We start from the raw sequence: 23,184 nt of genomic DNA, 5'->3' as shown, positions 1-23,184 counted from the left end.
CGGCCCTGCGCCACGGCGCGCTTGCCCGCAGTGGCATGGAGAGAAGAAGTCGTGACCCCACGAGCACCCAGCGAGAGCCCCCGGGACATCCCGGAGGCCACGATCGCTCGGCTCCCCATCTACCTCCGGGCACTGTCGACCCTCGTCGAGGGCGGCACCACCACGTGCTCGAGCGAGGACCTGGCGGCCGCGGCGGGCGTGAACAGCGCCAAGCTGCGCAAGGACCTGTCCTACCTCGGCAGCTACGGCACCCGCGGGGTCGGGTACGACGTGGAGTACCTGCGCTACCAGATCGCGCGGGAGATCGGGCTGACCCAGGACTGGCCGGTCGTCATCGTCGGCATCGGCAACCTCGGCCAGGCGCTGGCCAACTACTCCGGCGTGCGCAGCCGCGGCTTCCAGGTCGTGGCCCTGCTCGACGCCGACCCGGCGCGCCACGGCGAGCTGGTGGCCGGCGTCGCCGTACGCCCCTTCGACGACCTCGAGCAGATCGTGCTCGAGCGCCGCGTGTCGATCGGTGTCATCGCGACCCCGGCGGTCGCCGCGCAGTCGGTCGCCGACCGGATGGTCGACGCCGGCATCACCAGCATCTTGAACTTCGCGCCGTCCGTGCTCGCGGTGCCCCACGGGGTCGACGTCCGCAAGGTCGACCTGTCCATCGAGCTGCAGATCCTCGCCTACCACGAGCAGCGCAAGGCCCAGGGCGAGGCGGGCGTCGCTGCAGAGGAGGAGACCGCATGAGCGTCCTGGTGGTGGGCATCTCCCACAACACCGCACCCGTGGCGCTCCTCGAGCGCCTGGCCGTCGACGCCGAGAGCCTGCAGAAGCTGATCACCGACGTCAGCACCAGCGAGCACGTCAGCGAGGCCACGGCGATCGCGACCTGCAACCGCCTGGAGATCTACGCCGAGGTCGAGCGCTTCCACGGCTCGGTCGAGGAGCTCTCGGCGCACCTGGTCGAGCGCGCCGGCGGCGACCCGGAGCTGTTCCTCCCGCACCTCTACGTCCGCTACGACGACGCCGCGGTCTCGCACCTGTTCCAGGTCGCGGCCGGGCTGGACTCGATGGCCGTCGGCGAGGGCCAGATCCTCGGCCAGACCCGCAGCGCGCTGCGCCTGGGCCAGGAGCTCGGCACCGTCGGCTCCACCCTCAACGTGCTCTTCCAGCAGGCGCTGCGCGTCGGCAAGCGGGCCCGCACCGAGACCGGGGTGGACACCGTCGCCCCGTCGCTGGTCTCCGCCGCCCTGGACCGGGTCGGCTGCGAGGACCTCGCCGGTCGCCGCGTGCTCGTCGTCGGCGCCGGCGCGATGGCCGGCCTGGCCACCGCCACCGTCACCCGCCGCGGCGCGAGCGACGTGGTGATCGCCAACCGCACCGCCGAGCGCGCCGAGCGCCTCGCCCGCGAGTACGGCGGCCGCCCGGTCCCGCTCGCCGACCTCGGCGCCGAGCTCGCCCACGCCGACGTCGTCCTGACCTGCGCCGGGGCCCGCGGCGCCCTGATCACCGAGCCGATGGTCCGCGAGGCGCTCGCCGGCGGCCGCGAGGCCGTGCTGGTGGACCTGGCGCTGCCCCACGACATCGACCCGGAGGTCCGCGAGGTCCCCGGGGCCACCCTCGTCGGTCTCGCCGACCTGGCCGCCGCGCTGCACCTCAGCCCGGCCGGCCGCGAGATCGAGGAGGTCCGCCGGATCATCACCCAGGAGGTCGCGGCGTTCCTCGCCGCGCGCCGCCAGGCCAGCGTCACCCCCACCGTCGTCGCGCTGCGCTCGATGGCGACCCAGGTGGTCGAGACCGAGATGGAGCGCCTGGTCAACCGGCTCCCCGAGCTCGACGACGCCACCCGCGCCGAGGTGCTGCACACCGTGCGCCGGGTCGCCGACAAGCTGCTGCACGAGCCGACCGTGCGGGTGAAGGAGCTGGCGAACACCAGCGACGTCGTGTCCTACACCGAGGCCCTCGCCGAGCTGTTCGCGCTCGACCCCTCGACCGTGACCGCCGTGACCCGACCGGAGGGGCTCCAGTGACCACTCCCCAGACCACCGGCCCGATCCGGGTCGGCACCCGCGCCTCCCTGCTGGCCACCACCCAGGCCGGCTGGGCCGCGGACCTCATCCGCGAGCGCCTCGGCCGCGAGGTCGTGCTCGTGGAGATCAGCACCGACGGCGACCGGACCCAGGCGTCGGGCACCCCGCTCGCGTCGTACGGCGGCACCGGCGTGTTCGTGGCCGAGCTGCGCGACGCGCTGCTGCGCGGTGACGTCGACGTCGCCGTCCACTCGCTCAAGGACCTGCCCACCTATCCGACCGAGGGCATCGTGCTCGCCGCGGTCCCGACCCGCGAGGACCCGCGCGACGTGGTGGTGGCCCGCGACGGGCTGACCCTCGCCGAGCTCCCCGCCGGGTCGCGCGTCGGCACCGGCTCGCCGCGGCGTGCGGCCCAGCTGCACGCCCTCGGCCTCGGCCTGGAGATCGCGGGCATCCGTGGCAACATCGACACCCGGCTGCGCAAGCTGCGCGAGGGCGAGTACGACGCGATCCTGCTGGCCCGTGCCGGGCTGGCGCGGATCGGCCGGCTCGAGGCGATCACCGAGGTGCTCGACCCGCTCCAGCTGCTCCCGGCCCCCGGCCAGGGCGCGCTGGGCATCGAGTGCCGCAGCGACGACCCGCTGGCCGCCGAGCTCGCCGCGGTCCAGGACCCGCACACCCGTGCGGCCGTGGACGCCGAGCGCGCGGTCCTGGCCACCTTGGAGGGCGGCTGCTCGGCACCGATCGGCACCCTCGCCGAGGTGGTCGAGGGCGAGGACGGGGACGAGCTCTGGGTGCGCGCGGTCGCGCTCTCACCAGATGGCGCGCTCGCGGTGCGGAGGTCCGCGACGGGAGCGCCCGAGGATGCCACGGGTGTCGGGACCCGGTTGGGCAACGAAATGCTTGCAGACGGGGCCGGTGAGCTCGCTGCGGCGCAGACAGAAGACGAAGCAGTCCGAGAGTCAGACAAGGTGCGAAACGCATGACGCGAGGCAAGACCAGTACGTCCGAGGCGCCGACCCGAGCCTGGGTGTCCTTCGTGGGGAGCGGGCCGGGAGACCCGGACCTGCTCACCGTCCGTGCCGTGGAGCTGCTTCGACAGGCCGACGTGGTCGTCACCGAGGCTCCCGAGCACGCCGAGATGGTCCGGGTGGTCCTCGGGCTGCCCGAGCCTGCGGCCGACGAGGCGGAGCAGCCCACCGAGCAGGTGGGCCCGCAGATCGTCGACGGCGGCTTCGGTGAGGACGGCCAGCCGCTGACCCACGCGGCGCGGGCCAAGGTGGTGCTCAAGCACGCCAAGAAGGGCCTGCGCGTGCTGCGGCTCATGACCGGCGACCCGTTCGTCTATGCCTCGGGGCCCGAGGAGGCCCAGGCGTGCGTGAAGGCGGGCATCGGCTTCGAGATCGTCCCCGGCATCTCCTCGGTCAACGCGGTCCCGGCCTACGCCGGCATCCCGCTGACGACCAAGGACCACCGCGAGGTGGCCGTGGTGACCTGCGACGGCACCATCGACTGGAGCCAGTACGCCGACAACCGCACCCTGGTGCTGCTCTCGGCGGTCGGCCAGATCGGCGAGATCAGCAAGGCGCTGGTGGCCGCGGGCCGCAAGGCGAGCACCCCGGTCGCGATGACCCGGGTCGGCACCACCACCACCCAGGCGACGGTCACCTCCACCCTGGCGAGCATCGCCGAGGACGCCCGTGCCGCCCGGATGGCCCCGCCGGCCGTCACGGTGGTCGGCGACGTGGTCGACCTGCGCGAGACGCTGTCGTGGTTCGAGACCAAGCCGCTCTTCGGGTGGCGCGTGCTCGTCCCGCGCACGAAGGACCAGGCCGGCCCGCTCACCAACCGCCTGCGCGGCTACGGCGCGGTGCCCGAGGAGGTCCCGACCATCTCGGTCGAGCCGCCCCGCAACCCCCAGCAGATGGACAAGGCCGTGCGCGGCCTGGTCGAGGGCCGCTACGAGTGGATCGCCTTCACCTCCGTCAACGCCGTCAAGGCGGTGCGGGAGAAGTTCGAGGAGTACGGCCTCGACGCGCGTGCCTTCTCCGGGCTCAAGATCGCCGCGGTGGGCGACAAGACCGCCCAGGCGATCGCGGCTTGGGGCCTGCGTGCCGACCTGATCCCCTCCGGCGAGCAGTCGGCGGCCGGGCTGCTGGAGGACTGGCCCGAGTACGACGAGGTGCTGGACCCGATCAACCGGGTCTTCCTGCCCCGCGCCGACATCGCGACCGAGAACCTCGTCGCCGGCCTGATCGACCTGGGCTGGGAGTGCGACGACGTCACGGCGTACCGCACGGTGCGGGCCACCCCGCCGCCGGCGCCGACCCGCGACGCGATCAAGTCGGGCAAGTTCGACGCGGTCGTGTTCACCTCGTCCTCGACCGTGCGCAACCTGGTCGGCATCGCCGGCAAGCCGCACCCCTCGACGATCATCGCGGTCATCGGCCCGGCCACGGCGAAGACCGCCGAGGAGCACGGCCTGCGCGTCGACGTGCTGGCCCCGCGCCCGGACGTCGAGCTGCTGGCCGACGCGCTCGCCGACTTCGGCGCCGCCCGTCGTACGGCGCTGGTCGAGGCCGGTCAGCCGGTCACCAAGCCGTCGGACCGCAAGCCCTCGGCCCGCTCGCGCAAGGTCCGTGCCGAGTAGGACGCGCACCCCGCAGCATCCCCGAGACCCCGCACGCGCTCCGGCGCCTGCGGGGTCTCGGGCGTCCGCGGCCTGGTGTCATCCAGGCGCGCGCAAGGATGGTGCGCATGGAGCACGCCCCCCAGAGCCAGCCGTCCGCCCCTGTCACCCCTCCCGTCACCCCTCCCGTCATCCGGCCCCGGCGGCTGCGCACCACCGCGGCGCTGCGGCGCACCGTCGCCGAGACCTCGCTGGAGGCACGCCAGCTGGTGCTGCCGGTCTTCGTGCGCGAGGGGATCGAGGAGCCGGTGCCGATCTCCTCGATGCCCGGCGTCGTCCAGCACACCCGCGACACCCTGCGCGCCGCCGTCGCCGAGGCCGCCGAGCTCGGCCTGGGCGGGGTGATGCTGTTCGGCGTGCCCGCGCGCCGCGACGCGACCGGCTCGGGCGCGCTGGACCCCGACGGGATCCTCAACGTCGCGATCGCCGACGTGGTCGCCGAGGTCGGCGACGCGCTGACCGTGATGAGCGACCTGTGCCTCGACGAGTTCACCGACCACGGCCACTGCGGCCTGCTCAGCGCCGACGGCCGCGTCGACAACGACCGCACCCTCGAGGCGTACGCCGAGATGGCGCGCGCCCAGGCGGCCGCCGGCGTCCACATGGTCGGGCCCAGCGGGATGATGGACGGCCAGGTCGCGGTGATCCGCGCCGCCCTCGACGCTGCCGGGCACACCGACGTCTCGGTGCTCGCCTACTCCGCGAAGTACGCCTCGGCCTTCTACGGACCGTTCCGCGAGGCGGTCGGCTCGGCCCTCGAGGGCGACCGGCGCACCTACCAGCAGGACCCGGCCAACGCCCGCGAGGGCGTGCGTGAGGCGCTGCTGGACGTGGCCGAGGGCGCCGACCTGGTGATGGTGAAGCCGGCCCTGGCCTACCTCGACGTGCTGCGCCAGGTGCGCGACGCGGTCGACGTCCCGGTCGCGGCGTACAACATCTCGGGGGAGTACGCCATGGTCGAGGCGGCCGCCGCGAACGGCTGGATCGACCGCGAGCCCGCGATCCTCGAGACGCTGCTCTCGATCCGCCGGGCCGGCGCCGACGTGGTGCTGACCTACTGGGCCAGCGAGGCCGCACGCCTGCTCGCGCGTCGCTGACGCACCGTCGCGCCGCGTCGGTCAGGATGCCGACATGGACCTCCCACGCGACCTCCTTGCGCTCCTGGTGGGGTTCGCCGTCGCGCTGGTGACCACGCCGGTCGGGGTCTCGGGTGCGGTGTTCCTGCTGCCGGTGCAGCTCTCGGTGCTGGACGTGCCCGGTCCGCGGGTCACCCCGACCAACCTGCTGTTCAACGTCGTCTCCGCGCCGGCGGCGCTGCTGCGCCACCGGCGTCGCGGCCGGCTGGACCGCGACCTGGCCCGCGCGCTGGTCCTCGGGTCGGTGCCGGGGGTGGTGGTCGGCGCGCTGGTGCGGGTGCACCTGGTCACCGACCCGGACGCGTTCCGGCTGCTCGCGGCCGCGGTGCTCGCCCCGGTCGGGCTCGTGCTCCTGCGCCGTGCCGGCCCGGCCTCGACGGGCCGCCGTCCGGGCCCGGGCGCGGTGCGGGCGCTCGCGTTCGGGGCCGGGGTCGTCGGCGGCATCTACGGCATCGGCGGCGGCTCGGTCGTCGGCCCGGTGCTGGTGGCGGCGGGGATGACGGTGGCCGTCGTGGCGCCGGCCGCGCTGCTGGCCACCTGGGTCGCCTCGCTGGTCGGCGTCGCGGCGTACGCCGTGCTCTCGCTGGACCTCCCCGGGCCGGTCGGGCCGGACTGGAGCCTGGGCGTCGCGGCCGGCCTCGGCGGCCTGGCCGGCGGCTGGCTCGGCGCGGTGCTGCAACCGCGGCTGCCCGAGGTCGCCCTGCGCCGGCTGCTGGGGGTGCTGGCGCTGGGCCTGGCGGGGCTCTACGTCGTGCAGGCGCTGGGGTGAGGACGCTTCCGGTCCGCGGTGCCGACCGGGCCGAGGGATCCGCCAGGGCGGGTCAGGTCGTGTAGCGCTTCACGCACTGGTCGAAGGGGTCGTCGGTCTTGAAGATGTTGTCGAAGTAGCCGTCGAGGGTGCACTGCACCACCGCCTGGGCGTGGGAGAGCAGGCCGTCGAGGGGCGTGACCCCGGTCGAGGGGAGCGCGGGCAGCGAGATCGTGGGGGCGCCGGGGATCCCGAGACCGCCCTTGCTGCCGCCGCCCTTGCCGTCCTCGCCCCCGCCACCGGTGCCGCCACCGGTGCCGCCGCCGGTGCCACCGCCGGGCTGGGTGGGCGTCGCGCTCGGCTGCGGGGCCTGGGTGGGCTGGCTGGGCTGCGGCGCGGCGAGGACCGTCTCGTCCTTGCCCGGGCCGGGGCCCTTGCCGCCGCCGCCCTGCGACCCGCCGCCGGAGCCGCCCTGGCCGGGGACCGGGTCGGTGTCGGGGACCAGGTAGCCGGCGGTGGTGGTGCTGTTCGGCGCCGAGGTGAAGTCGCCGGCGAGGTAGGAGTTCATGACCGCGAGCACGGCGTCGACGTAGGCGTCGCTGTTGTTGTAGCGGTGCACGGCGGCGCGCTGGCCGGCGAGCGTGGCGAGGTCCTCCTCGCCGGAGCAGAGGTAGACGGCGCTGGCGAGGGCGGCGTCGTCGATGTCCTGGGGGTCGCGCTTGCCGTCGCCGTCGGCGTCCACGCCCACGACCGACCAGGTCGAGGGGATGAACTGCATCGGGCCGACCGCGCGGTCCCAGACGGTGTCGAGGTCGAACTGGCCGGCGTCGGTGTCGGCGATCCGCGCGGTGTTGCGGGTGCCGTCCAGGGGGATGCCGTAGATGCCGGGGTTCGCGACCCCGTCGCTGTCGAGCTGGTTGCCGCCGTAGCGGCCGTGGTCGGACTCGATGCGGCCGATGGCGGCGACCAGCTGCCAGCGCAGGTTGCAGGCCTTGTCGGCGGCGTTGATGACGGTCTCGGCCCGCTGGTACGCCGACAGCGCGGCGGCGGGGATCGCGGCGGTGGAGACGTCGGAGATGCGCGTGGCGCCGCGGCGCGCGGAGCCCGGGACGACGCTCTCGGGGGCGGAGACGCTGGCCGGGTCCTCGATCGCGCGGCCCGGCACGCTGGTGCCGTCGGGCAGCTGGGCGAGCGAGTCGGGCTCGGAGCTCGCGGAGGCCAGCACCGGCCCCGCTCCCGCGCCCGCCAGACTCGCGGTCCAGGCCGCGGAGAGCAGCGCGAGCGGCACCAGTGCCGTGGCCTTCTGCACCCGGCTGAGTCGTGTGGCAGACATGCGCTCTCCTGGCCCTTGTTCGCGATCGGTGTGGCGGTGCTGGGGTGGTGCTGTGGTGAAAAGGGGGGTGGTGCTGGTGGTGCGGGTGTTGCCCCGTGGTCGTCGGTGCCACACCTGGTCCGTGTGATGTTGGTAACGAGCGATGTCACCTGCGGTTACGCGCCGGTGTCCTCGGGTGCTGCTCGGGAGCCCGCAGATGCCCACCACGTGCTCCGGGGTCGCCCCGGGGGCGCCCGGAACGCCCGGGGACCATCCTTCCGTGTGATCCCCGTCATGCAAACCCCTGGCGGCTGGTCATCTCACCCGCGGGAACCGGGACGAGGGGCCCTTGACCCGGCTCGAAATGGTTGGAGCGCTGGGCGACAATGATCCGGTGCCTGCCTCCACACCTCAGGCGACCACGCCGAGCCCCCGCGTGACCGCGACGTCCTCCGAGCTCTTCGAGCGCGCCCGTGCGGTGACGCCCGGCGGCGTGAACTCGCCGGTGCGCGCCTTCAACGCCGTCGGCGGCACGCCCCGGTTCATCCGCTCCGCGGAGGGCGCCTGGCTCACCGACGTCGACGGCAACCGCTACGTCGACCTGATCGGCTCCTGGGGCCCGATGCTGCTCGGCCACGCCCACCCCGAGGTGATCGCCCGCGTGCAGGAGGCGGTCGCGCGCGGCACGTCGTACGGCACCCCGACCGAGCCCGAGGTCGAGCTCGCCGAGGAGATCGTCGCGCGCACCTCGGTCGAGCGGGTCCGCTTCGTCTCCTCCGGCACCGAGGCCACCATGTCGGCGATCCGGCTGGCCCGCGGCTTCACCGGTCGCGACGTCGTGGTGAAGTTCGCCGGCTGCTACCACGGCCACGTCGACTCGCTGCTCGCCTCGGCCGGCTCCGGCCTGGCCACCTTCGCGGTGCCCGGCACCCCCGGCGTCCCGGTCTCCTCGACCGAGCTGACGCTGGTGCTGCCCTACAACGACCGCGCGGCCGTCGAGGCCGCCTTCGCCGAGCACGGCGAGCGGATCGCCTGCCTGATCACCGAGGCCGCGCCGGGCAACATGGGCATCGTCCCGCCCGAGCCCGGCTTCAACGCCTTCCTCGCCGAGACCTGCGCCGCGCACGGCGCGCTGTTCGTCAGCGACGAGGTGATGACCGGCTTCCGGGCCTCGCGCCAGGGCCAGTGGGGCCTCGACGGCGCCGTCGAGGGCTGGGCGCCGGACCTGACCACCTTCGGCAAGGTGATGGGCGGCGGCTTCCCGGCCGCGGCGTTCGGCGGTCGCGCCGACGTGATGGCCCACCTCGCGCCCGAGGGGCCGGTCTACCAGGCCGGCACCCTGTCGGGGAACCCGGTCGCGACCACCGCCGGCCTGACCACGCTGCGCCTGGCCACCCCCGAGGTCTACGCGCACATCGACGCCGCCGCCGCGACCGTGCGGGAGGCGGCCGCCGCCGCCCTGGCCGAGGCGGGCGTGACCCACACGGTGCAGCGCAGCGGCACGATGTTCTCGGTGTTCCTGTGCGAGGGCCCGGTGCGCGACTTCGCCGACGCCTCGCGCACCGACGACCGTGCGTACGCCGCGTTCTTCCACTCGATGCTGGAGTCGGGCGTGTACCTGCCGCCCTCGGCGTACGAGACCTGGTTCCTCTCCGCTGCCCACGACGACCGCGCCGTGCAGACGGTGCTCGACGCACTTCCGGCCGCGGCCCGTGCCGCCGCCCGAGCCCAGGACCAGGCCGTGCCGGCCGAGCAGGAGGAGCAGCGATGAGCGCGACCCCCGACACGATCGTCCACCTGCTGCGCCACGGCGAGGTCCACAACCCCGGCGGCGTGCTCTACGGGCGCCGCGACGGCTTCCACCTCTCCGAGCTCGGGCGCACCATGGCCCAGCGCGTCGCCGACACCATCGGCGACCGCGACATCACCCACATCGTCTCCTCGCCGCTGGAGCGTGCGCAGGAGACCGCGGCGCCGCTGGCGGCCGCGCGCGGGCTCGAGGTCACCCTCGACCCGCGGGTGATCGAGTCGAGCAACGCCTTCGAGGGGATCAGCTTCGGCGAGGGCCCGATGACGCTGGTGAAGCGCCCGCGGCTGTGGCGCCACCTGTGGAACCCGTTCCGTCCTTCCTGGGGCGAGCCCTACACCGAGATCGTGGACCGGATGATGTCGGCGGTCCACGACGCCCGGGTCGCCGCCTCCGGGCACGAGGCCGTCGTGGTCTCCCACCAGCTGCCGATCTGGACCACGCGGCTGGCCGCCGAGAAGCGCTCCTTCCTCCACGACCCCCGCAGCCGCCAGTGCACGCTGTGCTCGCTGACCTCCTTCCACTTCGTGGGCGACCGGCTGGCCCAGGTCAGCTACTCCGAGCCGGCGGGCGACCTCATCCCCACCGCAGACAAGAAGGCGCCGTTCTCCGCGGGCGGCGCCCCCGAGGAACGCAGGCCGTGACCCCGTGACCCAGTCCCACCCCCGCGCCCTGCTGGGCGCCCTCCTCGCCGCTGCCCTCGTGGTGCTCACCGCGTGCTCCTCGGTCGGCGGCACCAACTCCGGCGGCTACATCACCGGCGACGGGGCCGTGGTGCAGTACGCCGTCGACGACCGCTCCGACCCGGTCGAGTTCGCCGGCGAGACCCTCCAGGGCGAGGAGCTCGACCTGGCGGACCTGCGCGGCGACGTCGTCGTGGTCAACACCTGGTGGTCGGGCTGCCCGCCGTGCCGCACCGAGATGCCGATGCTGGTCGAGGCCGAGAAGGAGCTGGCGAAGGACGGCGTGTCCTTCGTCGGCATCAACATCCGCGACAACAGCCCGGCCCAGGGCCAGGCCTTCGAGCGCTCCTTCGGCGTCGACTACCCCTCGATCTACGCCGTCGACGGCGAGGCGCTGCTCGCCTTCTCCCACGTCACCAACCTGCGCAGCGTCCCCACGACGATCGTGCTGGACCGCGAGGGCCGGGTCGCGGCGCTCATCAACGGCGCGATCCCCGGCAAGGTCACCCTGACCGACGTCGTCGAGGAGATCGCGGCCGAGGAGGCCTGAGCGATGGTCGACTGGTTCACCTCGACCGCGGGGTCGGGGTCGTTGATCCTGGCCGTCCCGGTGGCGATCCTCGCCGGACTGGTCGCGTTCCTCTCGCCCTGCGTGATCCCGCTGCTCCCGGCGTACCTCTCCTACTCCACCGGGCTCTCCGGCGCCGACCTGGCCACCGGCCAGGTGCGCCGCGGCCGGATGGCGCTCGGCTCGCTGCTGTTCGTGCTCGGCTTCAGCGCGGTGTTCGTGATGCTCGGCCTGGCCAGCGGCGGCGTCGCGCGCTGGTTCCAGGTCAACCAGGACACCCTCAACATCGTCCTGGGCGTCATCGCGATCCTGATGGGCCTGGCCTTCATGGGCCTGGTGCCGCTGCTCCAGCGCGACGTCCGGGTGCACAAGATCCCCTCCGTCGGGCTGGCCGCGGCACCGGTCGTCGGCTTCCTGTTCGGTCTGGGCTGGACCCCGTGCGCCGGCCCCACCCTCGGCGTGATCACCACGCTGGCCTACGCCGAGGGGACCGCGAGCCGCGGCGCGCTGCTGCTCGGCTGCTACTCGCTGGGCATCGGGCTGCCGTTCATCGTGGCCGGCATCTTCTGGGACCGCGCGATGGGCGCCCTCAAGGTGCTGCGTCGCCACCAGACCCTGATCACCCGGCTCGGCGGCGGCATGCTCATCCTGATCGGCCTCGCGCTGGTCACCGGCTGGTGGGACTACGCCGTCAGCTGGCTCCAGATCCACCTGATCTCCGATTTCGAAGTGGCGGTCTGATGTCATCCACGTCCCGCGAGCCTGACGCCCCCGAGGCTCCGCTCGACACCCCCGCGAGCCCCGGCGGTCCCGGCGACTCCGGCGACTCCGGCGGCCGCTCCGGGCGCGGCGCCGGCGAGCTCGGCGTCGGGGAGCTGCTGCGCTGGGTGTGGCGCCAGGTGACCTCGATGCGCACCGCGCTCATCCTGCTCCTGCTGCTGGCGCTCGCCGCGGTGCCCGGCTCGATCATCCCGCAGGAGGGCGTGGACTCCCTCGCCACCTCGCAGTGGAAGGACGAGCACCCCGACCTCACCCCGGTCTATGAGTGGCTCGGGCTCTTCGACGTCTACGGCACGGTGTGGTTCTCCGCGATCTACATCCTGCTGATGCTCTCGCTGATCGGGTGCATCCTGCCGCGGACGTTCCACTACCTGAAGGCGATCCGCAAGCCTCCGCCGCGCGCCCCGCGCAACCTCGGCCGGCTGCCCGACCACGCGTCGTACACGACCGACGAGAGCGTGGACGAGGTGCTCGCGAAGGCCCGCCGCGCCCTGCGGGGACGGCGCTACCGGGTGCGCCCGGCCGCGCTCGACCCCGAGGGCGAGGACGCGGTGGCCAGTGAGAAGGGCTATCTGCGGGAGGTCGGCAACCTGATCTTCCACGTCTCGGTGATCGTGGTGCTCGTCGGCTTCGCGGCGGGCTCGCTGTTCGGCTACCGCGGCGGCGTGCTGCTGGTGGTCGGCAACGGCTTCTCCAACAGCCTCACCCAGTACGACGACTTCGTCCCCGGCGACCTGTTCGACGCCGACGAGATGGAGCCGTTCTCCTTCACCGTCGACGACTTCGACGTGGAGTGGCTGACCACGGGCCCCCGCGCGGGCATGGCGCAGAAGTTCAACGCCGCCCTGCGCTACAAGGAGGCGCCCGACGCGGAGGAGAAGGAGTACGACCTGCGGGTCAACCACCCGCTGGCGATCGGCGACACCGAGGTCTTCCTCATCGGCCACGGCTACGCCCCGGTCATCACGATCCGCGACGGCAACGGCGACGTGACCTACAGCGGCCCAACGATCTTCCTGCCCCAGGACATGAGCCTGTTCTCCTTCGGCGTCGTCAAGGCACCGGACTCCCCGACCGGGCAGGTCGGCCTCGAGGGCGTCTTCTACCCGACCTTCTCGATGACCCCGGACGGCGACCCGGTCAACGTGTTCGGCGACCTGGCCAACCCGCTGCTCTCGGTGCTCGTCTACACCGGCGACCTGGGCCTCGACGACGGCGTCCCGCAGTCGGTCTACGTGCTGCCCAAGACCGACGCCGAGCAGGTCACCAACCCCGACGGCACCCCGCTGCGCCTGGACATGCAGCCCGGCGACACCGTCCGGCTGCCCGACGACCTCGGCTCGGTGACCTTCGACGGCGTCGAGCGCTGGAACCGGCTCCAGATCAGCCAGACCCCCGGCAAGATGGTCGCCCTCACCGGCGTGGTCCTGGCCCTGGTCGGCCTGCTGGGTTCGCTGTTCATCCGCCCCCGCCGCGTCTGGGTTCGTGCCCGTCGCGAGGGTGGGGCGACACTGGTCGAGGTGGCCGCGCTCGACCGCTCCGGAGGTGGCGACGTGACCGCCGAGCTCGAGGCCCTCCTCGAGGCCCTCGAGGCGCCCGAGGCGCCCGCCGGTCCGGACCCGGCCCGGACCACCCCGCACGACCCGATCGACCCCCAGAACCAGACTGAGCAGCACCCCCGGTCCAAGGAGGACTCGTGAGCAACGCAGCATGGGAGACCCTCAGCAACCAGGCGCTCGTCGTCTGTGGAGCTGTCTACTTCCTGGCCCTGCTGGCCCATCTCGTGGAGTGGTCGGCGCTGCGCAAGCTGCCCGCCTCGGTGGGGTCCGTGACCGCGCCGGCCGAGTCCGCCCGCAGCCGCGGCGGCGTCGCCGTGGCCACCGGCGGCCCCCAGGGCGGTGCCCGGGACGCCGGGGCCGACGAGACGGTGGACGAGGACGTCGTGCGCCGTACGACGTTCTTCGGGCGCCTGGGCCTGCTGCTGCTGGTCATCGCCACCGCGGTGCACGGCGTGTCCCTGGTCTCGCGCGGCCTGGCCGCGGACCCCAACCGGGTGCCGTGGGGCAACATGTTCGAGTTCACCCTCTCCGGCACCTTCGTGGTGTCGCTGGGCTACCTGCTGGCCTACCGCCGCTTCTCGCTGGCGTGGATGGGCCCGATCGTCGCCTTCATCCAGGTGTCGGTGCTGATGGCCGCCGCGATCTGGCTGCACGACGAGGTCGCCCCGCTGACCGAGGCGCTCGACTCGCCGTGGCTGGTCATCCACGTGGTCTCCGCGATCATCGCCACCGGCGCCTTCACCCTCGGCGGCATCGGCTCGGTGCTGTACCTGCTCAAGGAGCGCGCCGTGGCCAAGGGCCGCACCGGCGGCTACCTGGCCCGCGTGCCGTCCCCGGCCCGCCTCGACCTGGTCTCCTACCGGATGCACGCCTTCGCGTTCCCGGTGTGGACCTTCGCGGTGCTGATCTCCGGTCCGATCTGGGCGCACCAGGCCTGGGCGTCGTACTGGAGCTGGGACCCCAAGGAGGTCTGGGCGTTCATCACTTGGGTCATCTACGCCGCCTACCTCCACGCACGCGCCACGGCCGGGTGGAAGGGCCGCAACGCCTCGATCCTGGCGCTGGTCGGGCTGGCGACGCTGTGGTTCAACTTCATCGGCATCAACTTCTTCTCCTCCACCAGCCAGCACTCCTACGCCGCTCCCGAGGTCGGTGTCGTGGCGCCCGCCGAGCCGGGTGTCGTCACCGGCTGATCCCGCCCGACACACGAAACGGGCCCCGACCACCAGTGGTGGTCGGGGCCCGTTCTCGTACGTCGGGGGCTGGCCGTGGTTCCTCCGGGCGGCCCTGCCGGCCGGAAGGGCCGGTCAGGCCGGGTCGGGCTTGGCGGGGCCCTCCGGGTCCTTCGGGTGCGGGCGCTTCCGCTTGCGCTCGAGGTCGCGCAGGAACTCCTCGTCGTCGTCGGGCGCGACGATCCGCGGCGGTTGAGGACGGGGACGCGGCCGGGGCAGGGTCGGGGCCTGGCCGGAGCGCTGCAGGGCACGGGCGGCGAGATAGGTCACCGCGGCGAAGATGACGACGACGAGCAGGAGCTTCAGCACCCTTCCAGCCTAGGCCGGGGCCGGTCGTGGGCGGGTCGGCGGATACGCTGGAGGGGTGAAGGAGTTCTGGATCTACACCGGCCTGCGGGCACTGCTCTTCGTGGCGGCCCTGGGTGTCGTCTCGGTCGTGTGGCAGCTGCTCACCGGGGGCGTCGACCTCTTCTTCGCCGTGATCGTGGCCTTCCTGATCAGCGGCTTCAGCTCCCTGGTCCTGCTCGACCGCCGGCGCGAGGCGTTCGCCCTGCGCGTCCAGCAGCGTGCCGACCGCGCCGCCGCGAAGTTCCAGGAGCGCGCTGCGCGCGAGGACGAGGACGAGCGCTGACCCACCGCTGAGGTGGTGGCTGCCGGTGGTCGGTGCCCAACCGCGCAACTGCGCGCAACCCTCCTGGCGCCCGTCCCACCCGCCCGGTCCGAATGCCGGAGGCGCGATCCTCCGACGCCGACCGTCCCGCGATGTGGGCGGCGCTCGTTTGTGGCCCACTGTGCCGTGGCAGAACGTGGATGAGGGCCGCCGAGTCATCGGCGCCGCCGAGCGGTGGCCTTCCACCTACCGGGGGACACTTCCATGCGTATTGCTCGTTCCGTTCGAATATCCGTCGCCGCTGTCGCCTGCACCGGCCTGCTGTCGTTGGCCGCCTGCTCGGGAGACTCCGAGCCGGAGCCGAAGGCCGCCGAGAGCAACGAGACGCCCGTCGACGACACCTCCGAGGCACCCGAGGACGCCGTCGAGGAGGCGGACGCGTCTCCGGCCGCGACCGAGGGTCAGCCCGACTGGGCGCAGCCGGTCACCAGTGCCGGAGACCTGATCTCGACCTTCGAGGTCGGCGACGTCACCGTCGAGGCCTACCAGGTCGGGACCGCCGAGGCGACCAAGGACGGCAACTTCGCCGACCCCGAGACCAACAAGCCGCTGCTGGCCAAGGGCGACCAGCTCGTGTTCGTGAACTACGTCGTCACCAACAACGGTGAGCCCATCGACCTCGGCTCCAGCCTGGTCAACATCACGGCCCGCTACGACGACTGGCAGTGGATGCAGGGCATGGACTCGATCGTCGACGACGCCCTCTTCGAGCAGCTGGGCGTGAACGACGCCGCGTTCACGCCCGACGCCTACCGCGATCCGTCCGTGTACCCGTTCGGCGCGGGCGAGCAGTACTCCTACGCGGAGAACTTCAAGCACCAGAAGGGCTCGCCGATCACGTTCGAGGCGGTGATCACCCCCGTCGACGCCGAGGGTGAGCTGCTCCACGACGACCGCATCGAGGGCACCGGCACCGGCACCATCGCCTGAGGACGCCGAGACGGCAAGGACCCGGCGCCACCGAGGAGGTCGCACCGGGTCCTTGCCCATGCCGGAGCGCTGGGGCCGATCGTCGGGCGAGTGCTCAGGCCAGCACGAGCGCCGCCGCCACCAGGACCGCCCAGGCGACCTCGGCGAGGCCCGTGGACTGGATCACCGGCACCAGGGCCGGGCCGGTGGCCGAGGACCGTACGACGCGCAGCCCCGGCAGCGCGGGCACCACGAACAGCAGGCCGACCAGCGCCCACCAGGTCGTCGCGGCCGCGACGGCCACGACCGAGGCGGCGGCGACGGCGACCAGGCCGACGTACAGCCCGCGGGTGGCGCGGTCGCCCAGGCGCACCGCGAGGGTGCGCTTGCCGGCGACGGTGTCGGTGGGGATGTCGCGCAGGTTGTTGACGACCAGCACGCCGCAGGCGAGCGCGCCGATGCCGATCGAGGCGAGCAGCGCGGGGAGCTCGAAGGTCTCGGTCTGCACGTAGGTCGTGCCGACCACGGCGACCAGGCCGAAGAAGACGAAGACCATCACCTCGCCGAGGCCGAGGTAGCCGTACGGCGTCGAGCCGCCGGTGTAGAACCAGGCCGCCAGCACGCAGACCACGCCGACCGCGACCAGCCACCACGCGGTCGTGGCGGCGAGCACCAGGCCCAGCACCCCGGCCACGCCGAAGGCGGTGAACGCCGCGCGCTTGACCGCGCCCGGGGAGGCGACGCCCGAGCCGACCAGGCGCATCGGGCCGACCCGGTCATCGTCGGTGCCGCGGATGCCGTCGGAGTAGTCGTTGGCGTAGTTGACGCCGACCTGGAGCGCCAGGCTCACCCCGAGGGCGAGCAGGGCCTTCCACCACACGAACCCGTCGGCGTACGCCGCGACGCCGGAGCCGACGAGGACCGGGGCGATCGCGGCGGGAAGGGTGCGGGGTCGGGAGCCGGCGAGCCACTGGGCCGGCGTCGGAGTCGAAGGAGCCACGAGGACTGATTCAACCCGCCCGCCGGCCCGCTCACGCGGCCGGGTCCAGCTCGTGCCGCTCCAGGAACCGCTCGGCCATCCGCGAGGACGGGTGGATGAGCACCGTGGCGAGCACGATGATGCCGGCGATCAGCAGCCAGCCGCTCGCGCCCCACTCCATCGCCAGGTAGGTGTAGACCGCCGGGGCCCAGACGTAGCCGAGGGTGCTGCCGAGGTTGCCGGCGCCCTGGTACTCCCCGCGTCGCTCCGGGTCCGAGAGCTCGGACTCGAAGGCCCACCCCGCGGCCGAGATGAACAGCTCGGCGCCGGTCACGGTGATGTGGCCCAGCCACACCAGCACGATCGTGGTCCAGCCCAGGGTGTCGTGGGTGACCAGGGTGATCAGGCAGGAGACGACGAAGAAGGCGCTCGAGATCCGCGAGGCCCGCAGCGCGGTCGGCAGCCCGCGCACGGTGCGCGCGACGACCATGGGCAAGAAGATGCACATCACCGTGTTGGTGCCGAACAGCAGCGCGAGCAGCACCCGCGGGGCGTCGGTCTCGGCGATCAGCCACAGCGGGATCACGGTGTGCAGCAGGACCTGGTTGGTGTTCAGCACGCCGCCGAAGAACGAGGTCAGCAGGTAGCCGGGGTTGCGCAGCGCGCCGGGCACCACGCGCTCCTCCGCGGCGTCCTCGACCGCCCCGGTGACCGCCTGCTCCAGGGCGCTGGGCCGCTCGCGGTGGGGCGCCCTCGGCAGTCGGGTGATCCAGTAGGCGTTGGCGACCATCAGCGCCGCGGTGAAGACCGGCAGCGCGGTCACGACGGCGTCGCTGTGGAAGGCCAGGGCGATGCCGCCGATCGCGGCGCCGCCGGTGAAGCCGAGGTTGAGCGCGGCGTACATGTAGGCCTGCGAGGCGACCCGCTCGGCGCGCGGCACCAGGTCGAGCACGTAGGCGCCCCGGGCGGCGCCGCCGGCGCTGTTGACCACCTCGAGCAGGATGCTGACCGCGAGGAAGCCGGCGAAGCCGTCGATGAAGGGCCATGCGGCGTACCCCGCGGCGGTGCCGAGGGCGCCGAGCGACCAGGTGCGCTGCGGGCCGATCCGGTCGGCCAGCTTGCCCGCCGGGACGGCGACGAGGAACGAGGCGACGCCGGCGAGGGTGATGCCGAGGCCGACCTGCGCCGGCGACAGGCCGACGACGGTGGTGAAGAAGACCGCGCTGGCGGTCATGAAGGTGCCGTCCCCGACGGCGTAGAGCACCGACTGTACCGAGAGGCGGCCGGCGAGCGGGGTGGGTGGCTTGAACTGGTCCAGACGGGATGGCACGGAGTGATCAGAGCACGCGGGGATAGCGTTCGTCCCGTGAGTTTCGCCTCCCCGACCACCCCCGCCACCGTGGCCGCGCTCCGCGCGTGGCTGGAATCACACGACGAGCCGACGCCGTGGGTGGTCGAGACGTCCGGGTCGACGGGTCGCCCGAAGCGGGTGCTGCTGTCCCGGGCGGCGGTGCTGGCCTCTGTCGAGGCCTCCGCGCGGCGGCTCGGCGCCGGTGGTTCGTGGCTGCTCGCGCTGCCGGCGGCGTACGTCGCCGGCGTGCAGGTGGTCTGCCGCTCGCTGGTCGCCGGGCACGAGCCGGTGCTGCTGGAGGACCACGCCTCCTTCGCCGCCGCGGCGGAGGCGATGCCCGCGGGGGACCGGTTCGTGTCCCTGGTGCCGACCCAGCTGGGCCGCCTGCTGGGCGAGCCGGAGTCCGCGGCCGCGCTCGCCGGCTTCCACACGGTGCTGCTCGGGGGAGGGCCGATCGACCCGGCCCTGCGCGAGCGGGCGCGGGCGGCGGGGGTGCGGGTGGTGGCGACGTACGGCTCGGCCGAGACCGCCGGCGGCTGCGTGTACGACGGGGTGCCGCTGGACGGCGTGGCCGTCGCGCTCGGCGCGGGCGGACGGGTACGGATCAGCGGCCCGACGCTGTTCGAGGGCTACCAGGACGACCCGGAGCTGACCGCGTCGGTGCTGGTCGACGGCTGGTTCCTCACCTCGGACGCGGGCCGCTTCGACGAGGACGGGCGGCTGCAGGTGCTGGGCCGCCTCGACGACGTGATCGTGACCGGCGGCGTGAACGTGCCCGGCCCTGCGGTCGCCGCGCGGCTGCGCGCGCACCCGGGCGTGCGGGCCGCCGAGGTGCTCAGCGTGCCCGACGAGGAGTGGGGCAACCGGGTGGTGGCGTTCGTGGTGGGCGACGCGGCGCCGCCGCCGCTGGCGGAGCTGCGCGACTGGGTGGCCGCCGAGCACCCGCGGTCCTGGGCGCCGCGGCAGCTGGTCGCGCTGGACGACGTACCGCTGCTGGCCAACGGCAAGCCGGACCGGCTGCGGCTGCGCGCCCTGGCCACGGCTGGTCGCGACGAGACCGCGCACGACGGAACCACGGAGGGGGAGGCGTGACCGCGCTCGAGGTGCACGTCTGGTCGGTGCCGATGCGCACCCGGTTCCGCGGCATCACGGTGCGCGAGGGGGTGCTGGTGCGCGACCCCGAGAGCGGCCGCTGGGGGGAGTGGAGCCCGTTCCTGGACTACTCGCCCGAGGTCGCCGAGCCGTGGCTGCGCGCCGCCGAGGAGGCGAGCGCGGGCGACTGGCCGGCGCCGCTGCGCGACCGGGTGCCGGTCAACGTCACCGTCCCCGCGGTCGGCCCGGAGCAGGCGCACGCGATCGTGCGCCGCGGCGGGTGCGCCACCGCGAAGGTCAAGGTCGCCGAGCCCGGGCAGACCCTCGCCGACGACGTCGCTCGGCTGGAGGCCGTGCGCGACGCGATCGGGCCCGCGGGCCAGGTGCGCGTCGATGCCAACGGCGGCTGGTCGGTCGACGAGGCGGTCGCCGCCGTCCGGGCGCTCGACCGGGCCGCCGGCGGGCTGGAGTACGTCGAGCAGCCGTGCGCGGAGGTCGAGGAGCTGGCCGCCGTGCGCCGGCGGGTGGAGGTGCGGGTCGCCGCGGACGAGTCGATCCGCCGGGCCGCCGACCCCTACCGGGTCCGCGACCTCGAGGCCGCCGACATCGCGGTGCTGAAGGTCCAGCCGCTGGGCGGGGTGCGCGCCTGCCTGCGCATCGCCGAGGACATCGGGCTGCCGATCGTGGTCTCCTCCGCGCTGGAGTCGTCGGTCGGGATCGCCGCCGGCGTCGCGCTGGCCGCGGCGCTGCCCGAGCTGCCGCACGCCTGCGGCCTGGCCACCGTGCAGCTGCTCACCGACGACGTGGCCCGCGAGCCGCTGCTCCCGGTCGACGGGATGCTCCCGGTCGCCCCCGTGGAGGTGGACCCCGACGCCCTCGCGCGGCTCGCGGCGGCGCCGGACCGGGTGGCGCACTGGCAGACCCGCCTCGCCGCGGTCCGCGCCGTACGGAAGGATCGGCGACCGTGACCCGTTCCGCCACCGCCCTCGCACGCGCCGTCGTCCAGGCGCTGCTGGAGGCGGGCGTGCGGGAGGTCGTGCTCTCCCCGGGCTCGCGCAACGCGCCGCTGTCGTTCGCGGTCTTCGACGCCGCGGCGACCGGACGGCTGCGGCTGCACACCCGCCTCGACGAGCGCTCCGCCGGCTTCGTCGCGGTCGGCCTGACCAAGGTCGGCGCCCGCGCCGCGGTGCTGTGCACCTCCGGCACCGCCGTCGCCAACCTGCACCCCGCGGTGCTCGAGGCCGCCCACTCCGGGCTGCCGCTGGTCGTGCTCACCGCCGACCGGCCGGCCCGGCTGCGCGGCACCGACGCCAACCAGACCACCGACCAGGTCGGGATCTTCGGCCCCCTGGTCGCCACCACCGACCTGGACGCCGAGGTGCTCGCCGACGGATCGCCCGGGCTCCCGCCGCTGGCCGAGCACGCCCCCACGCACTGGAACGTCCAGCTCGACGAGCCGTTGGTGCCCGAGGACCGCTGGGTGCCCGTGCCCCCCGCCGTACGACGGGGGCCGGAGGCGCACGGCTGGGCCGAGCCGGGCGGCGCCGTGACGCTCGGGACCGACGACCTGCGCACCGTGGTGGTGGCCGGCGACGGCGCCGGTCCCGCGGCGCGGGTGCTGGCCGAGCGGGCCGGCTGGCCGTTGCTGGCCGAGCCCACCAGCGGGGCGCGCACCGGCAGCCACGCGATCCGCAGCTACCGGCTGCTGCTCGGCACCGGGCTGGGCGAGCAGGTCCAGCGGGTGGTGGTCGTGGGACGCCCGACGCTCTCGCGCCCGGTCACCCGGCTGCTGTCGCGCCCCGACGTGGAGGTGCTCGCGGTGCGCCACCCCGGCGTGTGGGCCCGCCCGCCGTGGCCGGCCACGCTCCTCGACGCCGTCCCGGGCGTCACCGGCAGCGCCGCCGAGGTCTCCGGAAGCGAGGGCGCGGTCGACGGCGGCTGGCTGGCCGCCTGGCGCGAGGCCGACCGAGCGGTGTCGGCCCGGGTCGACGCGCTCGTGCACGCCGGGCCGGACCTCACGCCGTACGCCGTGGCGGGGGCGGTGAGCCGCGCGCTGCCGGCCGGCGGCCTGCTGTGGGTCGGTGCCTCCAACCCGATCCGCGACCTGGACCTGATGGCCGCGCGGTACCCCGTCGGGCAGCGGCGCAAGGTGGTCGCGAACCGCGGCCTGGCCGGCATCGACGGCGTGCTGTCCAGCGCGATCGGGGCCGCGCTCGGGCGCCCGCGCGGCACCCGCAACCTGGCGCTGGTCGGCGACGTGACGTTCCTGCACGACTCCAACGGCCTGGTGCTCGGTCCGGCCGAGGCCCGCCCGGACCTGACCATCGTCGTGGTCAACGACGACGGCGGCTCGATCTTCGCCACGCTCGAGCAGGGCGCGCCCGCGCACGCCGACCCGTTCGAGAAGATCTTCGCCACCCCGCACGGCGTCGACCTCGCCTCCCTGTGCGCGGCGACCCGCACCCCGCACTGGCGCGTGGACTCCCTGCCCGAGCTCGAGCACGCCCTCGCCAGCCCGAACGGCGGCATCGAGGTCGTCGAGGCCGTCGTACGCCGTGACACCCGCCGCGACCTGGACCTCGCCCTGCGCGCCCTCCGCCCCTGACCCGCGGGTTGAATCGAGGCTTTCTCCCGTCGAGTCGAGACCTCGGACCACGGCACCCTCGACTCGACGGTCGGAGGTCTCGACTCAAGCGTCACGAGTCTCGACTCAACCGTCGGTGAGGGCGTCCTCGAGGGTGCGGGGCGGGTGGCCGGTGAGGCGCTCGACGTCGGGGGAGACCTCGGCGAGCGTGTCGTCGCGGATGGCGGTGTAGGTGCTGACCCAGGCGTCGAGCTGCCAGTCGGCGGCGCCGTACTGCTCGCGCCGCCAGGCGTAGGCCTCCTCCACGCTCTCGTCGACGAAGCGCAGCGGCCGGCCCAGGACCGCGCCGGCCCGCTCGGCCACGTCGGCGAGGCTGAGCGCCTCCGGCCCGGTGAGCGTGTACGTCGCGCCGCGGTGGGCGTCCGGGTCGCGCAGCACCGCGGCGGCGACGTCCGCGACGTCGGCGCGGGCCACCGCCGCGACTCGCCCGTCCCCGGCGGGCCCGCGGATCACGCCCTCCGCGTCGGCGAAGAGCGGCAGCACGTCGAGGTAGAAGCTGTCGCGCAGGAAGGTGAAGTCGAGCCCCGAGTCGCGGATCGCCTGCTCGGTGTCGTGGTGGTCGCGCCCGAGGGTGAACGCGGCGTCGGCGGCCGCGCCGGCGAAGGAGGTGTAGACGATGTGGCGCACGCCTGCCTCGACCGCGGCCCGCACGAACGTGCGGTGCTCGGTGCGCCGGTCGGCGGACTCCGAGGCCGACACCATCAGCAGCGACTCGACCCCGTGCAGCGCGGCGACGCTCGCGTCGAGGTCGCCGTACTCGCACGCGCGGATGTCGGTGTCGATGTCCGGGGCCCGGTCGGGGTCGCGGGCCAGCAGCCGCAGGTCGACGCGGAAGTCGTCGGAGAGCAGCCGCACGACCTGCCCGCCGAGCGCTCCGGTGACGCCGGTGACGGCAATGGTGCCGGCGCCGTTCGCGGCCGGCTCGGTCCTCGCTGGATCGGTCATGGCGGCCAGCCTAGGCAGGGCACCCACGGCGCTCACCGGACGCGGACAGGTCCCGC

22 protein-coding genes are annotated in these 23,184 nt (G+C 74.0%); 17 read left to right on the top strand and 5 right to left on the bottom strand.

The genetic code is table 11. The features are described 5' to 3' along the window. Positions 1-51: 51 nt before the first annotated feature. The 6 genes from HOQ23_RS17555 (at position 52) to HOQ23_RS17530 (ending at position 6,618) form a co-directional block, all read left to right on the top strand. Complete coding sequence (locus tag HOQ23_RS17555; protein ID WP_172216235.1) at positions 52-741, top strand: redox-sensing transcriptional repressor Rex; 690 nt, start codon at positions 52-54, stop codon at positions 739-741. Then, positions 738-2,024, top strand: coding sequence for a glutamyl-tRNA reductase (locus tag HOQ23_RS17550; protein WP_172216232.1), 1,287 nt, complete (start codon positions 738-740; stop codon positions 2,022-2,024). Before HOQ23_RS17555 ends, HOQ23_RS17550 begins: the two co-directional genes overlap by 4 nt. Continuing rightward, the gene (gene hemC / locus HOQ23_RS17545; protein ID WP_367650559.1) at positions 2,021-3,010 is read left to right on the top strand and encodes a hydroxymethylbilane synthase; all 990 of its coding nucleotides are present in this window, start codon (positions 2,021-2,023) and stop codon (positions 3,008-3,010) included. The genes HOQ23_RS17550 and hemC overlap by 4 nt, the downstream gene beginning before the upstream one ends. Continuing rightward, a complete protein-coding gene (locus tag HOQ23_RS17540) occupies positions 3,007-4,674 on the top strand; it encodes a uroporphyrinogen-III synthase (RefSeq protein WP_172216230.1) in 1,668 nt (555 codons plus the stop codon). Before hemC ends, HOQ23_RS17540 begins: the two co-directional genes overlap by 4 nt. Positions 4,675-4,781: 107 nt before the next feature. Further along, positions 4,782-5,810, top strand: coding sequence for a porphobilinogen synthase (hemB, locus tag HOQ23_RS17535; RefSeq protein ID WP_172216228.1), 1,029 nt, complete (start codon positions 4,782-4,784; stop codon positions 5,808-5,810). 34 nt (positions 5,811-5,844) lie between these two features. Next, positions 5,845-6,618, top strand: coding sequence for a TSUP family transporter (locus HOQ23_RS17530; protein WP_172216226.1), 774 nt, complete (start codon positions 5,845-5,847; stop codon positions 6,616-6,618). Positions 6,619-6,670: 52 nt separating this feature from the next. On the opposite strand, the gene HOQ23_RS21335 is transcribed toward HOQ23_RS17530, so the two are convergent. Then, the gene (locus HOQ23_RS21335; RefSeq protein ID WP_172216224.1) at positions 6,671-7,930 is read right to left on the bottom strand and encodes a lytic transglycosylase domain-containing protein; all 1,260 of its coding nucleotides are present in this window, start codon (positions 7,928-7,930) and stop codon (positions 6,671-6,673) included. Between the two features lie 415 nt (positions 7,931-8,345). On the opposite strand from HOQ23_RS21335, the gene hemL reads away from it, so the two are divergent. The 6 genes from hemL to ccsB are packed head-to-tail and all read left to right on the top strand — an operon-like array spanning position 8,346 to position 14,499. Continuing rightward, entirely contained in the window at positions 8,346-9,680 is a 1,335-nt protein-coding gene (gene hemL, locus HOQ23_RS17520) for a glutamate-1-semialdehyde 2,1-aminomutase (protein WP_367650564.1), read from the top strand. Next, a complete protein-coding gene (locus HOQ23_RS17515) occupies positions 9,677-10,360 on the top strand; it encodes a histidine phosphatase family protein (RefSeq protein ID WP_172216222.1) in 684 nt (227 codons plus the stop codon). Before hemL ends, HOQ23_RS17515 begins: the two co-directional genes overlap by 4 nt. Before the next feature lie 4 nt (positions 10,361-10,364). After that, positions 10,365-10,949 carry a TlpA disulfide reductase family protein gene (locus HOQ23_RS17510; protein ID WP_172216220.1) on the top strand — a complete coding sequence of 195 codons (585 nt, stop codon included), beginning with the start codon at positions 10,365-10,367 and terminating at the stop codon, positions 10,947-10,949. 3 nt (positions 10,950-10,952) lie between these two features. Next, entirely contained in the window at positions 10,953-11,708 is a 756-nt protein-coding gene (locus tag HOQ23_RS17505) for a cytochrome c biogenesis CcdA family protein (RefSeq protein ID WP_172216218.1), read from the top strand. Further along, complete coding sequence (locus tag HOQ23_RS17500; protein ID WP_172216216.1) at positions 11,708-13,447, top strand: cytochrome c biogenesis protein ResB; 1,740 nt, start codon at positions 11,708-11,710, stop codon at positions 13,445-13,447. Before HOQ23_RS17505 ends, HOQ23_RS17500 begins: the two co-directional genes overlap by 1 nt. Next, positions 13,444-14,499 (top strand): c-type cytochrome biogenesis protein CcsB, encoded by a 1,056-nt coding sequence (gene ccsB, locus HOQ23_RS17495; RefSeq protein WP_172216214.1) that lies wholly within the window; start codon positions 13,444-13,446, stop codon positions 14,497-14,499. Before HOQ23_RS17500 ends, ccsB begins: the two co-directional genes overlap by 4 nt. 114 nt (positions 14,500-14,613) lie before the next feature. Here the strand turns inward: ccsB and HOQ23_RS17490 are convergent, their stop codons facing one another. Then, a complete protein-coding gene (locus HOQ23_RS17490; protein ID WP_216654362.1) occupies positions 14,614-14,847 on the bottom strand; it encodes a hypothetical protein in 234 nt (77 codons plus the stop codon). Between the two features lie 55 nt (positions 14,848-14,902). Here HOQ23_RS17490 and HOQ23_RS17485 point away from each other — a divergent pair, with 55 nt between their 5' ends. Together HOQ23_RS17485 and HOQ23_RS17480 are read left to right on the top strand one after the other, a co-directional pair. Beyond that, positions 14,903-15,169 carry a DUF4229 domain-containing protein gene (locus tag HOQ23_RS17485; RefSeq protein ID WP_172216212.1) on the top strand — a complete coding sequence of 89 codons (267 nt, stop codon included), beginning with the start codon at positions 14,903-14,905 and terminating at the stop codon, positions 15,167-15,169. A 243-nt stretch (positions 15,170-15,412) separates the two neighbouring features. Next, the gene (locus tag HOQ23_RS17480; RefSeq protein WP_172216210.1) at positions 15,413-16,138 is read left to right on the top strand and encodes a hypothetical protein; all 726 of its coding nucleotides are present in this window, start codon (positions 15,413-15,415) and stop codon (positions 16,136-16,138) included. Between the two features lie 94 nt (positions 16,139-16,232). On the opposite strand, the gene HOQ23_RS17475 is transcribed toward HOQ23_RS17480, so the two are convergent. Together HOQ23_RS17475 and HOQ23_RS17470 are read right to left on the bottom strand one after the other, a co-directional pair. Continuing rightward, positions 16,233-17,117 carry a 1,4-dihydroxy-2-naphthoate polyprenyltransferase gene (locus HOQ23_RS17475; RefSeq protein ID WP_172216208.1) on the bottom strand — a complete coding sequence of 295 codons (885 nt, stop codon included), beginning with the start codon at positions 17,115-17,117 and terminating at the stop codon, positions 16,233-16,235. 31 nt (positions 17,118-17,148) lie between these two features. Beyond that, positions 17,149-18,426, bottom strand: a complete 1,278-nt coding sequence (locus HOQ23_RS17470) for an MFS transporter (RefSeq protein ID WP_367650558.1) — start codon at positions 18,424-18,426, stop codon at positions 17,149-17,151. A gap of 36 nt (positions 18,427-18,462) precedes the next feature. Between HOQ23_RS17470 and HOQ23_RS17465 the strand changes: the two genes are divergently transcribed. The 3 genes from HOQ23_RS17465 to menD are packed head-to-tail and all read left to right on the top strand — an operon-like array spanning position 18,463 to position 22,144. Continuing rightward, positions 18,463-19,539, top strand: coding sequence for an AMP-binding protein (locus HOQ23_RS17465; protein WP_172216206.1), 1,077 nt, complete (start codon positions 18,463-18,465; stop codon positions 19,537-19,539). After that, positions 19,536-20,507, top strand: a complete 972-nt coding sequence (locus HOQ23_RS17460; RefSeq protein WP_367650557.1) for an o-succinylbenzoate synthase — start codon at positions 19,536-19,538, stop codon at positions 20,505-20,507. Before HOQ23_RS17465 ends, HOQ23_RS17460 begins: the two co-directional genes overlap by 4 nt. Continuing rightward, a complete protein-coding gene (gene menD, locus HOQ23_RS17455; RefSeq protein ID WP_172216204.1) occupies positions 20,504-22,144 on the top strand; it encodes a 2-succinyl-5-enolpyruvyl-6-hydroxy-3-cyclohexene-1-carboxylic-acid synthase in 1,641 nt (546 codons plus the stop codon). Before HOQ23_RS17460 ends, menD begins: the two co-directional genes overlap by 4 nt. Before the next feature lie 105 nt (positions 22,145-22,249). On the opposite strand, the gene HOQ23_RS17450 is transcribed toward menD, so the two are convergent. Next, positions 22,250-23,128: an SDR family oxidoreductase gene (locus tag HOQ23_RS17450; RefSeq protein ID WP_172216202.1), complete on the bottom strand. Its 879-nt coding sequence runs from the start codon at positions 23,126-23,128 to the stop codon at positions 22,250-22,252. Positions 23,129-23,184: the final 56 nt, after the last annotated feature.

The sequence above is a fragment of the Nocardioides sp. zg-DK7169 genome, assembly GCF_013155365.1.
In the GTDB taxonomy this organism is placed as follows: Bacteria; Actinomycetota; Actinomycetes; order Propionibacteriales; family Nocardioidaceae; genus Nocardioides.
This window is presented reverse-complemented; position numbering and strand designations above follow the sequence as displayed.